Origin of the sequence: Thalassospira sp. UBA4513 (assembly GCF_002388495.1) — a bacterium.
GTDB classification, from domain to species: domain Bacteria; phylum Pseudomonadota; class Alphaproteobacteria; order Rhodospirillales; family Thalassospiraceae; genus Thalassospira; species Thalassospira tepidiphila.
In genome coordinates this window covers 108,122-121,425 of sequence record NZ_DGMR01000021.1, presented here as the reverse complement: position 1 = coordinate 121,425, position 13,304 = coordinate 108,122, and the positions used below count along the sequence as shown (strand labels likewise).

Below are 13,304 nucleotides of genomic sequence, written 5' to 3'. Positions count from 1 at the left end.
TCGGTTCTTTTTGCCTGCAGCTATAATGCCGTGCGTTCGGTGATGGCTGCTGCCTTGATGCGTCACTATCACGGAACCCGCATCTATGTTGAAAGTTGCGGAGTGCGTGCCGGTGAGCTTGATGGCTTTGCCGTCGCGGTGATGGAGGAAATCGGCCTTGATATTTCCTCATACAATTCCAAAACCTTTGATCAGCTTGAAGACGGCTTCTTTGATCTGATCATCACGATGTCACCCGAGGCCCAGCACCGCGCGGTCGAAATGACCCGCACCATGGCCTGTGACGTGGAATTCTGGAATACCTTTGATGCGACAATCGTCGAAGGGTCGCGCGAAATTCGCCTCGAGGCTTACCGACAGGTGCGCGACCAGATCAAGAAACGCATCCTTGATCGCTTCCCGGTCGGCCCTGCGCCCACCATGTGATCGCGTGGTTTAGTCCGCGTTGCTGAGGGCTTCGAACGCAGCGCCATCAAGCACATAGATCTTCTCATCCTCGGCATGGCGCATGCCAAGCTTTTCGTAAAACCGCTGGCCGATCATGTTTTCCGCATCGACCGACAACCGGATATAGGATTTGCCGTTTACACGGGCATGTTTGGCGACCGCAGCCACCAGACGTTTGGCAAAGCCGCCACCACGATGGCCTGGCGCGACATAAAGATCCTGAATATAAAGCCCGGGCCGTCCTCGAAATGTTGAATAGCTTGGGAAAAACAGGCACATGGCCACCGGCGTGTCATCGGCAATCGCAATCAGCGCGTCAAACGCACGGTCCTTGCCAAAGCCATCCCGCGCCAGATCTTCGGGCGTGCTTGCAATTTTATCCGCACATCCCGTTGCCTGGCCGATTTCGCAAATCATGGCATGGAGTGCCGGTGCGTCATCACGTTCTGCAAGGCGTATTTCAATGGTATGAGGATTGGTCATGCGGGGACTTTCATGAAAGGCCGGAAAGATAGCGGCATCTTAGGGCGCATACCGGCATTCGAAAAGGGCTCACCCGGTTCTTTTCGCGCAATCCTTATTCCGCACGATTTGGCAGTACAGAGACTTCGCCATTCGTTTAACGCAGTGCTGTAACGCCACGCCTGACACGTGAAAGGACTTGACCTTTTGCCCGGTTCAGAGCAGTTTGCCGCCCACCGGTATTTTGATATTGCAATACGAAAGCTAGGAGTCACATGGCTAAAGAAGACGTTATCGAGTTTCAGGGCACTGTCGTTGAACTTCTGCCCAATGCGATGTTTCGCGTGAAGCTGGACAATGACCACGAAATCCTTGCTCACACCTCGGGCAAAATGCGCAAGAACCGTATCCGCGTTCTCGCAGGTGACCGTGTCAGCGTCGAAATGACCCCTTATGACCTGACCAAAGGTCGTATTACCTTCCGTTTCAAGTAATCTGAAACCACGACCAAGCGCAAATTGACCTTGTCTGGCGGGGCGTTTACCCTTGCCGTCAGGGCGCATTTTGTTGCCTGCATCGAAATGTGAGTATTTATCACATTTTTGGTCGGAATGGTCTGGGACGGATATCCGGGAGCCACATCTTGTCGAAACTGATATTGGCATCTGCATCGCCGCGCCGTCTTGAGCTGCTTGCGCAGATCGGAATTGTGCCAGATCAGGTCGTTCCCGCAGATATCGATGAAACACCCATGCGCGATGAAAGTCCGCGTCGGCTGGCGCTGCGTCTTGCCGAGGAAAAGGCACGTTTTGTTGCCAAATCCAACGGCGGGGCCTTTGTGCTTGCCGCGGATACTGTTGTTGCGTGTGGCCGGCGTGCGCTGGGCAAGGCCGAAGACGCGGCAGAGGCACGCAAGTTCCTTGAACTCCTGTCCGGGCGTCGCCACCGTGTTTACGGGGGGATGTGCGTGATCGCCCCGGACGGAACTGAACGATCGCGCGTGATCGAGACACAGGTAAAATTCCGAACCCTTGGTTCTGATGACCTGAAACGTTATCTTTCCCATGACGAGTGGCAGGGCAAGGCGGGAGCATACGCCATTCAGGGCTTTGCCGCGACCTTTGTGAAGGCGATCTCGGGATCGTACTCCAACGTTGTCGGGCTGTCGCTGTGCGAGGTGGACGGTCTTTTGCGCGGCCTTGGCTATCACCCCAAAGAGGTTTGATCATGGCAGTTGGCGGCATCCATAACTCCCGCCTGCTGATTGATGCCGTTGCGCTTGAGCGCAGGGTGGCTCTGATCGAAAATGACCGCCTGACGCGTCTGTGGATTGATCGTGGCGGTCCCGCAAGATTTGATATCCATCTTGGCCGTATTTCCAAAATGATGCCTGAAATGGCCGCCGCCATGGTTGCGCTTGACGGGCTGCCTGACGGGCTTTTGCCGTTTGATCGCTATAACGGCCCGCTGCATGAAGGGCAGTGGGTTCTGGTGCAGATCTCCCGCCTTGGTTTTGACGACAAGGGGGTCAAGCTTACCGGGCGGATCGCGATTGAAGGAGTCGGCATGATCCTTCGACCGGGGGCCAACCATATCGAGTTGCCGCGCAAGCTTAAGGATGGCGATCGGCGCACCGAACTTCATGAATTGCTAAGCTCTCTTCAGGCCGGACAGGACGGGATCATGCTGCGTTCCGTGGCACTCGACTGGACGCGTGATGCCATCACTGCCGAATACAAACTTCTGAAATCGCAATTGCAAAAGGCCGAAAAGGCCCTGTCCGAGGCATCGAAGCCGCAACTGGTCAGCGAGGCACAATCAGAAACCGATCAGGTGATCGAACGGCATCTGATGGCGGGTGGGCAATGCGTTGTCGATGGCACAAACGAATTCGTGCGGTTGCGTGGATTGCTGACGATGCTTGGCAAGTCGGATGACAATCTTGCGCGCCATGCGGGCAGCCGACTGTTATTCAATGATCAGGATATCGAAGACGAAATTGCTGCTGCCTTGGCGCCGCGTGTCGAGTTGCAGGGTGGGGGCTGGATTGCGATTGACCCGGCAACCGCGCTTTGTGCCATTGACGTCAATGCCGCCGGGGCAGATGCCGGGCGTGATAGCGAAACCCGTGCGGTCGAGGTCAACCTTCGGGCCGCAGCCGAAATCGTGCATCAAATCCGACTGCGCAACATCGGTGGTCTTGTGGTGATTGATCCGCTTCGCATGAAATCACGGGCAGGGCGCGACAAGTTTGATGCCGCAATCCGTGATGCCTTTGGCAGCGAGCTTGACGGTGCGGTTCAGATCGGTGGCTTCACGCGATTGGGGCTTTATGAATTCAGTCGACAACGTGCGGGCGAATCGCTTCGTGCCACCTTGTTTGCCAAACAGGAACACACCCCTCTTTTGCGAGATGCTGCGCTGAATGCCGTTGTGCGCGCCGTTGTTGCCGAAAGCCGAAACGGGGTGACCGGGATGGTAAATCTGTCTGTAAACCCCGGTGTGGCGAAGGCACTTGCGGATCAGGCCGATGCGATCCAGATCCTGACAAATGCATTTGGGGGTGCGCCGCAAATTGTCGCGGACCCGACACTTGAAGACGATGCCTATCGGTTGGAGAAAAACCACCATGAATGAAAAAAAGATAACGAAAACAGCCAGCTCCGACTGCGTGGTTTGCGGCAAACCGGCTGATGAAAAATACACGCCGTTTTGCTCCAAACGCTGTGCGGATCTCGACCTTGGCAAATGGATGAATGAAAGCTATGCCATCCCCGCCGCCGAGCCACCCGAGTATCTCGAAGACCTTGAAGATGAAGAAGAATTTTAATCCGACGCGTGATCGCAAAAAAAATGCGATTTGAGGCTGGACAAGCCCCAAAGGAGTTTGTATAACCCCGCTCGTTCCGCAGGGAACACTCCGGAAACGGAGACGAAAGTCGGATTTGCCCAGGTAGCTCAGTTGGTAGAGCAGTGGACTGAAAATCCGCGTGTCGGTGGTTCGAGTCCGCCCCTGGGCACCATCTTTCGGTAGCCAAAAAAGCCCGGCCTTCTGGCCGGGTTTTTTGTTTTTCAGCTCATCTACCGGTCGATTTAATTCGGGATCGGCAGGTCAAACCCGACCTTTTCCCCATTGATCGCATTGCCGATGCCCAGAATGTTTCCCTGTTGGCTCAGCTGGAATTTCCCAGCAGCGTAGCTGTCATCGTGGCAGATCAGTTCCCACCAGCCATGGGCGGGGGCCAGTCGATCATCGCGGACAAATTTGCCAAGGCAGGTCTGCGCGCCATAAACATCAAACATTCCGCCAAAGGCATTGGCCCGAACCCAGGTGTCATAGCGCGAAAACGGCCCGATGCGCGACCAGTTCAGATTGATTTTGACCATGGTGTTGGTGCTGTAGGGCACGGTCGATGCAGATTGTTTGGCCTGCCAAGCGTCATAGCTGATTTCAGGGGCGGTTGTGGTGGTTGTTGTTTTGCAGCCGCTGATCAGCATGGCAATCCCCATGATCAGGGCGGTCTTGAAAGTGTGGTTACGGCTAAGCATCTTCGCCCTCTGGCAGATTGAATTTGAACAGACTGTAACTGACAAAACGCAATTCGCAAACGGTGCGAAACTGTTATCAATATATGACGGTGCAACCATTCAGAATCGCCCTTGCATCAACGACTTGATGGGGCCTGTGTCAGGGGTGAATGCGCAAGGTATGTGCAAGCAATCTGTATCAAATGAACCTGATTGCCCCTATTTGTTTTCAAATGAAAACAGAGGGTTGTGCAAAATGCTGATCGGTCTTTTAAGGCTTGATTTTGGGGGCGTTTCTGCCTTTTGTTGCGAAAATCTTACATTCCGCTACCATCATTCCCGCTTCTTGTTTCAACCCGCTGAAACATAAAATTGGTTACTACTTGGTGGCGGAACAGCGCGACGTCGCGCTGTGACAATAACTCGCTTAGGGGAACCAGATGGCCGAGAAGCAGATCGAGATCGAACTTAAACTTCGCATCGATCCGAAACATGTCGCGCGTCTTAAAAACGCGCCGGTCCTGCGCGAGGTCAAGGAAGGTCGTCGTCTGGTGACCACGCACCTTGTCTCCATCTATCACGACACGCCGAAACTCTCGCTGGCTGAAAAGGGCCTGGCGGTCCGTCTGCGCAAAAAGGGCGCGAATGGTTGGGAGCAGACCATCAAGGCGACCAACGGCCTGCGTGAAGCCTTGCCCGAGCGTAATGAATGGACGGTCGAGCTTGAAGAAGGTGTTCTTGATCTTGACCGGTTTACAGACAAGGACGTCAAAAAGCTTCTTAAGAAGTTTGTGAAGAAAAAGAAGATCGACCGCATTTTCGAAAGCGACCTTAAGCGCGGGGCGGTGGATCTGACCTATCGCGATGCGGTGATTGAACTCGCCATTGATCAGGGTGTTGTCCGATCTGGCGAGAAGGAAGTGCCGATCTCCGAGGTCGAGTTCGAGCTCAAGGAAGGCCATCCGGCAGCCCTGTTTGACCTTGCACTTGAGCTGCAACGTACCGTGCCGCTGTTGCTGAGCATGCGGTCCAAGGCATCGCGCGGACGTGACCTGTATCTTGGCAATGGGCCGGGTGCATATCGGGCGGCGGCGGTACAACTGACCCCGGATATGTCGGCGGAAACCGCGTTTCGTGCCGTGATCGCGCAAGGGCTTCGCATGATCCTCAGCAACGAGGTCTGCGTGCGTCAGGACCTTGATATCGAAGGGTGCCATCAGATGCGGGTTGGCATGCGCCGCCTGCGCGTGGCCCTGAACCTGTTTAAGAAAAACCTGCCTGCGGGCGAGGCCGTGTTGCTCCGCCGGTTGTTGAAACTGTGCAGCAAGGGGCTTGATGGCCTGCGCGATTGGGATGTGTTCCTGACCGAAACACTGCCGATGATCGAGGAACGCTTCCCCGATCATGCGGGGGGGGCCGAGCTGCGCAAGGCCGCTGAAAAGCAACGCGAAGCCGCCCTTGCAAACGCACGGCATATGCTCGATCAACCGGAATATGGACAGTTGCTTTTGCTGCTTGGCGCATGGGCAAGCTATTCGCGCTGGGCATCAGGTGCCAGTGCCGAGCAAATGAAGGCGATGGCAGCACCCGTGTCGGAAATGGCCGAACCGCTTTTGGAGCAGGCCTATAAACGGGTCACCAAACGCGGTGATCATGTTGCGGGTCTGACGACGCCGCAACTTCATGCGCTTCGTCTTGATGTGAAGCAGATGCGCTATGGGACGGAGTTCTTCGGGGCCATTTACGGGTCGAAAAAGGTCAAAAAGTTCCGCAGCAAACTGACGACGATGCAGGAAATCCTCGGCCAGCTTCAGGATGCGGCTGTTGCCGAGGCCCGTTTGATGGCACTCGCACCACAGCTTTCAAAAGACGGGATGATTGCGGTCGGTCTGATATCGGGCTGGTTCGGGGCGCGCGCCGATCATCGTCTTGAGGGGATCGAAGACGCCATGCACGATTTCATTGATCAGAAGATATTTTGGAAATGAGGTTTCCCGGATTATTCCTTGATTGGGAATTCTTCGAGAATGTGTTTCGGTTGGTTATCCGCCCGATACTGGCATTATTCTTTACGTTTGAAGCGCCTGTGGCTCCTGACGATCAGATTGTAAGTCGGGCCACGCAGTTGAATATTGCAGAGGCATCCGGCAGAACAGTGACGTCTGTGAGCGAAATTGAACGCACAGGCATCTATAAGGACGCCGAGTTTGCCCAAAAATGGATACTGGATAATGGATGGGGGTATGTCCGTATCGGGTTCTGGGATGCAGGTATTCCAGCAGGGGCGGAACGCCTTGCTGTTTCAAGGAAGAACTTTGAAAGAAATACTGCAGTTCTGATTAAGCATAAAAAGCTTGTGAAGAAAGTTTCTCATCCAAATGGTGCCGAAGGAATGGTTGCCTTTGGCGACGGTGTAAACCACCAGCGCTGCTCCTTTGGCTTGGCTCTATTAGACCTTGATGGGTATCAAGGTTTCGACACGTTGATTGATACTGCGATATGCTCCGACGGCCCGTTAAAGCCAAACAGCGTTGAAAACCTGATCTGGTATCTAAAAATGGAACCGTGATCGGAGCATGCTTACGCAGCAGCCTGTTTCATATCCTGATAGGCGCTTAGAGCCCGCTCACGGCCTTCTTTCAGCCCAATTAAGGGCTCGGGGTAGGTTTTTCCCAAAGTTACGTCAGCGGCCTTGAGGATGAGCGGGGAGGCTTCCCACGGTTTGTGGATATATTGTTCGGGCATGTCTCGCAGTTCCGGGACCCATTGACGGACATAGTCGCCCTTCGGATCAAACTTTTCGCCCTGAAGCACCGGGTTGAAAATGCGGAAATAGGGCGCGGCATCTGCCCCGCATCCGCCGATCCATTGCCATGAAAACGGATTGTTGGCCGGGCAGGCGTCGACAAGCGTGTCGTCAAACCACGCCAGACCATCGCGCCAATGGATCAAAAGGTGCTTTACCAGAATCGAACCCACAATCATCCGAACCCGGTTATGCATATAGCCGGTATGCCAAAGTTCGCGCATGCCGGCATCGACAATCGGAAAACCGGTTTCACCCTTTTGCCAGGCGCGAAGGCCATTTGCGTCATCTGACCAGGGGAAATGCTTGAACTGGCCCTGAAGAGGCACAGAACGCAGATCGGCTGCATGATACAGGATGTGATGGGCGAATTCCCGCCAGCCAAGTTCGGCGATGAATTTCGAGGCGGTCTTGCCCTTGCCGGGATTGGCATCGGCATAGTGATTGGCGGCATGCCAGACCTGATAAGGGCTGATTTCACCAAAGCGCAAATGCGGCGAGAGTTCCGACGTTACCCGGCGGTCCGGGCGATCGCGCAGATCAGCATAATCGGTAAGACGGTCATCGATGAAGTCAAACAGCTGGTCTTTCGCGCCCTGTTCGCCGGGAGTAAAACGCTCCTCAAGGCCACCGGCCCAATTCACCGGCTTTGGCGAAAGGTCAAAGTCGGTGATGTTGATTTGTCCATCAACTTCACCTTTGAACAGCGCAATGTTGTTCGGGGCAGAATGGGGTTCGCGCGGGGTGGGGAGCTTCTGGCACGCCCGCCAGAACGGGCTATAGACCTTGAAATCGGTGCCTGATCCGGTTTTGACTTCCCACGGTTCAAACAAAAGATTGGCCTTGTGGCTTTCGCAGCTCAGGCCGTGGTCCTGAAGGGCTGCCTTGATATCTGTATCGCGCTTGGTCGATGGCTTGTCATAAAGCCGGTTCCAAAACACCGCCTTAACCGGTTTGTCATCGGCAAGGGTTTCGAGAACGGCTTTTGCATTCCCTTTAAACAGGCGAAGGGCGCGATCAGACTTTGTGTCGCCAAGATCGGCGATATCGCGGTTCAGCGCCGTCAGGCTTTTTTCCAGCCACCATTTCGCCGCGCCACCCAACTGATCTGAAATGACGTCGTCCAGAATAAAAACTGGAAGGACAGCACCGTCATTTTCCTTGGCCCATTTGATGGCTGCCAAAAGGGCCGGATTGTCCGCCAGTCGCAGGTCGTTTCGAAACCACATCACGGCGATCGGGCGTTCGGTCATCTGTCTTCCTGTGTTTTTTGGCGCATTTCGGGGGGGGATTTTAAGCCGGAGGGGAGAGAGCGTCACGACTGTGACAGCATCTAGAGGGAAGTCGTGCCGCTCTCTCTGGCTCGGGGTACATCAAGACTTACGTCTGATGGTTCTGACCAGTTCACTGAAACTTTCCGAAAGCACATCTTTTTTCCATCCGGCGAAACCAAGCACAAGACCGCGCACGGGTTCGGGCCCACTTTTTGACCGGGGATCGTGGAAATACGAAGACAATGCACGACAATCAAGGTCCGCCTTTACCAAGGCTTCCTGCATTTCTATGTCGTCCTGATCGCCGATCAAACGGGCACAAAGATGCAATCCCCCGTCCGAAGGCATCACCGACAGGATATCGGATGCATCCGCCGTGATCAGGTTTTGAAGGTGCGAACGTCGTTCGCCATAGCGCAGGCGCATCTTGCGCACGTGACTGCCAAAATGCCCCTCGGCAAAAAAGGCGCCAAGGGCGGCCTGTGTCGTCGGTGCCGGGACGCCATCGGCAAAACCGCGAATGCCGCGAAAGGCCGGAACCAGTGCGGGAGGCAACACAAGGTAACCAAGCCGGATGCCTGGGAACAGTACGCGCGAAAACGTGCCGACATAGATCACGCGGTTGTCGGTATCCAAGCCCTGCAGCGAAGAAAGTGGTGGCCCGTCATAGCGATACTCGCTGTCATAGTCATCTTCGACAATCCAGGCATCATTATCCTGCGCCCATTGCAAAAGGGCGAGGCGCCGGGCAAGCGAAAGCGTTGTACCCAACGGATAGTTCCGTGATGGCGTGGTGACCACTATTCTGGCCGGGGAAGGCGTTCGGGCAAGGCCTTCGATGTCGAGCCCATCCTCATCAACCGTAATCGGTTGAACCACAGCACCACTTGCCGCCAGAACGCCCCGAATGCCTTCATAGCCCGGGTCCTCTGTGGCGATAATGTCGCCGGGATCGACAAGGGCGCGTGCGGCAAGGTCAAGCGCCTGCTGCGCGCCCGAAACGATCATCACCTGATCGGCATTGCAATTCACCCCGCGTGATTGCCGCAACCATTTGGCAATTTCAGAACGCAGCAGCGGCAATCCAAGCGGATCATCGGGGATGGTCAGATCAATATCCGGCGCCCGCCAGGACCGGCGCAACAACCGGGCCCAAAGATCGAACGGAAAACCATCAAGATCGGGTGTTGCCGGGTTAAACGGACGGGCAATGCGAAAGCGCGGAAAGCGTCGCTGATAGGTCAGCATGCGCGTGGCACTTTGACTAAGCCTTATGGGGCGGTCATTTGCCGTCTGGGATTTTTTATCCGGGCCTTGGTCGCCCGTTTGCATATCCCGGTCAGGCAGGGTGCTGGCGACAAAGCTTCCGGCACCGACACGGGTTTCAAGATAGCCTTCCGAGGTTAGCAGATCGAAACTGGTCACCACCGTGTTGCGCGAAATACCAAGTGATTTGGCCAAATCCCGACTGGCCGGAAGGCGTTCGCCCGGATGCAACCGGCCATCCAGAATGGCGGATCTGATCCCGTGATACAGGCGGCGATAGGTGGTGGTGCCGCCATCATCGGCGGTATTGTCCGACTGGCTTGGATAAATCCAGCTGTAATCACTGCGCACCATCGCGACCCCGGTGAAAATTGGTTCTGTCACTTTTATTATAATGGACCTTTTGAAAAGTCCAATTTGATCCATGATCGGGCCAAATTCGACGCCTGATTTTTGACGAAGAGGTCCCGCCATGTCTGATCAATACGAAATCCATCCCCACACCAAAGTTGTCCGGGGGCCTAATCGCGCCAGTTATGACCGCGATCAGGTGCATGGCATTATTGATGATGCCCTGATTTGCCATGTCGGAACCGTGGTCAATGGGCGCCCCGCCATGATCCCGACCGCCCACTGGCGGGTGGGGGAGCGGATCTATATCCATGGCGCGTCAAAGAACCGCATTCTGGCCGCAATCGCAGATGGGGCAGAAGCCTGTCTGTGCATCACGCATCTGGATGGTCTGGTGATGGCGCGTTCGGCGTTTCACCATTCAGCCAATTACCGTTCCGTCGTCATTTATGGCAAAGGAACGGTGGTGAGTGAAGACGCCGAAAAGATGGAACATTCCCGGCTGTTTACCGAAAAACTGGAACCGGGCAGGTGGGAACACATCCGTCATCCCAACAAACAGGAACTCAAGGCAACCATGTTCTTGGGCTTTGATCTGGACCAGGTTTCGGCAAAGGTCCGTGCCGGCGATCCGGTCGATGATGATGAAGACTATGACTGGTCCGTCTGGGCCGGTGTCCTGCCCTGCACAACGACGTGGGGCGCACCGGTGGATGATGCGCGCATCAAGCCCGGGTTCGAGGGCAAAGGCTATCAGCGCAGGTAAACGCAAAACAGGCTGGCAAATCTGCCAGCCTGTTTCTTTTGGTCTTTAAGGATGGTCAGCGCCAATCAGTCGACCATGGCAGCGGCAATTTTCGCACCCAGGCGCGCATTGTTGCGCACAAGGGCTATGTTGGCTTCAAGGCTTTTGCCCTTGGTCAACTCGGTGACGCGGGCCAGAAGGAACGGGGTCACATCGCGCCCCTGAATGCCTTTTTCCTTGGCCTCGATCAGGGCATCTTCAATTGCCCCTTCGATTGCTTCGCGCGCCAGTGCCTTGTCGGCTTCTGGCGGGTTGCCAATAACGGCGCCACCTTCGAGGCCGAATTCCCATTTCGAATTAAGGAAAGCGGCAAGTTCTTCGGGGGTGTCAAGGCGCAGCGGCGCTTTTTGACCGCTTTCAACCGAATAGAATGCCGGAAATTCATCAGTGCCATAGGCAATAACCGGCACGCCAAGCGTTTCAAGATGTTCGAGCGTTTTGGGAATATCAAGGATCGCCTTTGCCCCGGCACAGACAACCGCAACACCGGTTTTGCCAAGCTCGGTCAGATCGGCCGACACATCGAAGTTACCCGCAAGGTCGCGATGCACACCGCCAATACCGCCCGTGGCAAAAACGCGAATACCGGCCTTTTCAGCCAGGATCATGGTTGCCGATACGGTGGTGGCACCATCACGTTTCTTGGCAAGGCAATAGGGGATGTCACGGCGCGACAGTTTGAGGATGTCGGTCCCCTTGGCGAAATATTCCAGTTCGTCGGGCGACAGGCCGATCTTGCAACGACCGCCAATCACGGCGATGGTGGCCGGGATCGCACCGTTATCGCGCACATCCTGTTCAACCGCACGCGCGGTTTCAAGGTTCTGCGGATAGGGCATGCCATGGGAAATGATGGTTGATTCAAGGGCAACAACAGGCTTGCCTGCGGCAAAGGCCCCTGCGACCTCGGGGGCGATATCAATATAGTCCGACATTCCGATATGCTCATATCTGGTTTAAAGTTTTAAAGGCCAGAATTAAACAGATCGGCCTTTGAAATCCAGCGCAAAGCAGGGTGTTTTGCGAATGGCTGCTGTGCGTTGCGGGGGCAACCGATGCCGCGTCGGCACGGCACCTGTGTCAGGCACTGCATTGTAAGTCGCTGATTTGGCGGCTATCGTAAACCCACCACCAACCCGTTCAAGGCCCATCTGAGAATGCATTCCAAGCCCACCCTGACCACCGGCCTCCTGATCTTTATGGCGGTCGGAAGCGGTCTGTCCGTTGCCAGTCTTTATTATGTTCAGCCATTGCTGGAACTGCTTGCCCGTGAATATGGGCTGAGTGAAACCAGTGCCGGTTTTCTGGTAACCGTGGCGCAGCTTGGCTATCTGACCGGGTTGATTGCCGTGGTGCCACTGGGTGATCATCATGAACGGCGCAAATTACTGACCGTGACCTCGGCCCTGACCGCGGTCGGGTTGCTGGCGATGGGGCTGGCACCGTCCTTTTTGATGCTGGTGGTGTTTAGTATTTCGGTCGGGATCACGTGTGTGACCGCGCAAATCCTTGTGCCACTGGCCGCCCACCTGGCGACGGATGATAAACGCGGGTCTGCGGTGGGGGCGGTGATGAGTGGCCTTTTGCTGGGCATTCTTCTGGCCCGGACATTTTCGGGCATCATGGCGGAGCTTGCCGGATGGCGGTCGGTGTTTATCGCCGCCTCTGTCCTGATGGCGATTTATGCGGTGGCCTGTTACCGGATTATTCCGCATATCCCGCCGACATCACACACCAGTTACCGCACGCTGTATCTTTCGATCCTGCATCTTTTTCGCGATGAACCGGTCTTGCGCCGCCGCAGCCTGATTGGCGGGCTGCAATATGCCGTGTTCGGGATTTTCTGGACCTCGATGGCCTTCATGCTGGTGCGCCAGTATGGCATGTCCGAAGCGGTGATCGGGCTTTATGGCCTGATTGGTGCAATCGGCATTCTGGCCGCCCGCATTGCCGGAAAGCTTGCCGACAGGGGCTGGGCACGGCTCAGCACCGGTGCTTTTCTGATGACCACCGTCTCAAGCTGGGGACTGCTGTATTGGGGGCAATGGTCACTGATTGCCTTTGCACTTGGCGTGGTGCTGATCGATCTGGGCATTCAGGGGGCGCATATTTCCAATCAAAGCGAGGTTTATCGCCTTAACCCCGAGGCCCGCAGCCGTCTGACCACGGGCTATATGGCCAGTTATTTCCTTGGGGGTGCCTGTGGCTCCGCCAGTTCGGCCATCGCCTATGGCATGGGCGGCTGGCCTGCTGTTGTGGTTCTTGGGGCCGGGGTGTCGGTCCTGTGTGTTGTGATCTGGGCCGGAACCGAATTGCGCTTTCCGGTTAAACAGATGAAACACGGCGGATAAGCCAAACCCGAAAT

14 protein-coding genes and 1 tRNA gene are annotated in these 13,304 nt (G+C 55.6%); 10 read left to right on the top strand and 5 right to left on the bottom strand.

Annotated features, from left to right (window positions below; genetic code table 11):
* Positions 1–426 (top strand): arsenate reductase ArsC (locus tag B2T33_RS08455; RefSeq protein ID WP_286791673.1); only part of this gene is annotated, 426 nt, incomplete at its 5' end.
* A gap of 9 nt (positions 427–435) precedes the next feature.
* Here B2T33_RS08455 and B2T33_RS08450 read toward each other — a convergent pair.
* On the bottom strand, positions 436–930 hold the full coding sequence (locus B2T33_RS08450) for a GNAT family N-acetyltransferase (RefSeq protein ID WP_197145543.1): 495 nt from the start codon (positions 928–930) through the stop codon (positions 436–438).
* 254 nt (positions 931–1,184) lie between these two features.
* Here B2T33_RS08450 and infA point away from each other — a divergent pair, with 254 nt between their 5' ends.
* The 5 genes from infA to B2T33_RS08425 all read left to right on the top strand — a co-directional run bounded on the left by infA (position 1,185) and on the right by B2T33_RS08425 (position 3,932).
* On the top strand, positions 1,185–1,403 hold the full coding sequence (gene infA, locus B2T33_RS08445) for a translation initiation factor IF-1 (RefSeq protein ID WP_007092059.1): 219 nt from the start codon (positions 1,185–1,187) through the stop codon (positions 1,401–1,403).
* Positions 1,404–1,552: 149 nt separating this feature from the next.
* The gene (locus B2T33_RS08440) at positions 1,553–2,134 is read left to right on the top strand and encodes a Maf family protein (protein ID WP_197145542.1); all 582 of its coding nucleotides are present in this window, start codon (positions 1,553–1,555) and stop codon (positions 2,132–2,134) included.
* A gap of 2 nt (positions 2,135–2,136) precedes the next feature.
* Entirely contained in the window at positions 2,137–3,546 is a 1,410-nt protein-coding gene (locus B2T33_RS08435) for a ribonuclease E/G (protein ID WP_197145541.1), read from the top strand.
* Entirely contained in the window at positions 3,539–3,739 is a 201-nt protein-coding gene (locus B2T33_RS08430; RefSeq protein WP_008891756.1) for a DNA gyrase inhibitor YacG, read from the top strand. The genes B2T33_RS08435 and B2T33_RS08430 overlap by 8 nt, the downstream gene beginning before the upstream one ends.
* 117 nt (positions 3,740–3,856) lie before the next feature.
* Positions 3,857–3,932, top strand: a tRNA-Phe gene (locus tag B2T33_RS08425).
* A gap of 70 nt (positions 3,933–4,002) precedes the next feature.
* Here the strand turns inward: B2T33_RS08425 and B2T33_RS08420 are convergent.
* Positions 4,003–4,458 carry a hypothetical protein gene (locus tag B2T33_RS08420; RefSeq protein WP_286791672.1) on the bottom strand — a complete coding sequence of 152 codons (456 nt, stop codon included), beginning with the start codon at positions 4,456–4,458 and terminating at the stop codon, positions 4,003–4,005.
* 419 nt (positions 4,459–4,877) lie between these two features.
* Between B2T33_RS08420 and B2T33_RS08415 the strand changes: the two genes are divergently transcribed.
* Complete coding sequence (locus tag B2T33_RS08415; RefSeq protein ID WP_286791671.1) at positions 4,878–6,425, top strand: CYTH and CHAD domain-containing protein; 1,548 nt, start codon at positions 4,878–4,880, stop codon at positions 6,423–6,425.
* Complete coding sequence (locus B2T33_RS08410) at positions 6,422–7,006, top strand: hypothetical protein (protein WP_197145538.1); 585 nt, start codon at positions 6,422–6,424, stop codon at positions 7,004–7,006. Before B2T33_RS08415 ends, B2T33_RS08410 begins: the two co-directional genes overlap by 4 nt.
* An 11-nt stretch (positions 7,007–7,017) precedes the next feature.
* Here B2T33_RS08410 and B2T33_RS08405 read toward each other — a convergent pair whose 3' ends face one another.
* Together B2T33_RS08405 and B2T33_RS08400 are read right to left on the bottom strand one after the other, a co-directional pair.
* Positions 7,018–8,496: a cryptochrome/photolyase family protein gene (locus B2T33_RS08405; RefSeq protein WP_197145537.1), complete on the bottom strand. Its 1,479-nt coding sequence runs from the start codon at positions 8,494–8,496 to the stop codon at positions 7,018–7,020.
* A gap of 120 nt (positions 8,497–8,616) precedes the next feature.
* Entirely contained in the window at positions 8,617–10,167 is a 1,551-nt protein-coding gene (locus B2T33_RS08400) for a PLP-dependent aminotransferase family protein (protein WP_286791670.1), read from the bottom strand.
* 88 nt (positions 10,168–10,255) lie between these two features.
* Here B2T33_RS08400 and B2T33_RS08395 point away from each other — a divergent pair, with 88 nt between their 5' ends.
* On the top strand, positions 10,256–10,900 hold the full coding sequence (locus B2T33_RS08395) for a pyridoxamine 5'-phosphate oxidase family protein (RefSeq protein WP_197145536.1): 645 nt from the start codon (positions 10,256–10,258) through the stop codon (positions 10,898–10,900).
* 65 nt (positions 10,901–10,965) lie between these two features.
* Here B2T33_RS08395 and B2T33_RS08390 read toward each other — a convergent pair whose 3' ends face one another.
* A complete protein-coding gene (locus B2T33_RS08390; RefSeq protein WP_197145535.1) occupies positions 10,966–11,874 on the bottom strand; it encodes a pseudouridine-5'-phosphate glycosidase in 909 nt (302 codons plus the stop codon).
* A gap of 222 nt (positions 11,875–12,096) precedes the next feature.
* Between B2T33_RS08390 and B2T33_RS08385 the strand changes: the two genes are divergently transcribed.
* Positions 12,097–13,290: an MFS transporter gene (locus B2T33_RS08385; protein WP_197145534.1), complete on the top strand. Its 1,194-nt coding sequence runs from the start codon at positions 12,097–12,099 to the stop codon at positions 13,288–13,290.
* Positions 13,291–13,304 lie beyond the last annotated feature (14 nt).

Excerpts from the sequence above, each read along its gene's own strand:
- B2T33_RS08450 (WP_197145543.1), bottom strand. The coding sequence starts at position 930 with ATGACCAATCCTCATACCATTGAAATACGCCTTGCAGAACGTGATGAC.
- infA (WP_007092059.1), top strand. The coding sequence starts at position 1,185 with ATGGCTAAAGAAGACGTTATCGAGTTTCAGGGCACTGTCGTTGAACTT.
- B2T33_RS08435 (WP_197145541.1), top strand. The coding sequence starts at position 2,137 with ATGGCAGTTGGCGGCATCCATAACTCCCGCCTGCTGATTGATGCCGTT.
- B2T33_RS08430 (WP_008891756.1), top strand. The coding sequence starts at position 3,539 with ATGAATGAAAAAAAGATAACGAAAACAGCCAGCTCCGACTGCGTGGTT.
- B2T33_RS08420 (WP_286791672.1), bottom strand. The coding sequence starts at position 4,458 with ATGCTTAGCCGTAACCACACTTTCAAGACCGCCCTGATCATGGGGATT.
- B2T33_RS08415 (WP_286791671.1), top strand. The coding sequence starts at position 4,878 with ATGGCCGAGAAGCAGATCGAGATCGAACTTAAACTTCGCATCGATCCG.
- B2T33_RS08410 (WP_197145538.1), top strand. The coding sequence starts at position 6,422 with ATGAGGTTTCCCGGATTATTCCTTGATTGGGAATTCTTCGAGAATGTG.
- B2T33_RS08405 (WP_197145537.1), bottom strand. The coding sequence starts at position 8,496 with ATGACCGAACGCCCGATCGCCGTGATGTGGTTTCGAAACGACCTGCGA.
- B2T33_RS08395 (WP_197145536.1), top strand. The coding sequence starts at position 10,256 with ATGTCTGATCAATACGAAATCCATCCCCACACCAAAGTTGTCCGGGGG.
- B2T33_RS08390 (WP_197145535.1), bottom strand. The coding sequence starts at position 11,874 with ATGTCGGACTATATTGATATCGCCCCCGAGGTCGCAGGGGCCTTTGCC.
- B2T33_RS08385 (WP_197145534.1), top strand. The coding sequence starts at position 12,097 with ATGCATTCCAAGCCCACCCTGACCACCGGCCTCCTGATCTTTATGGCG.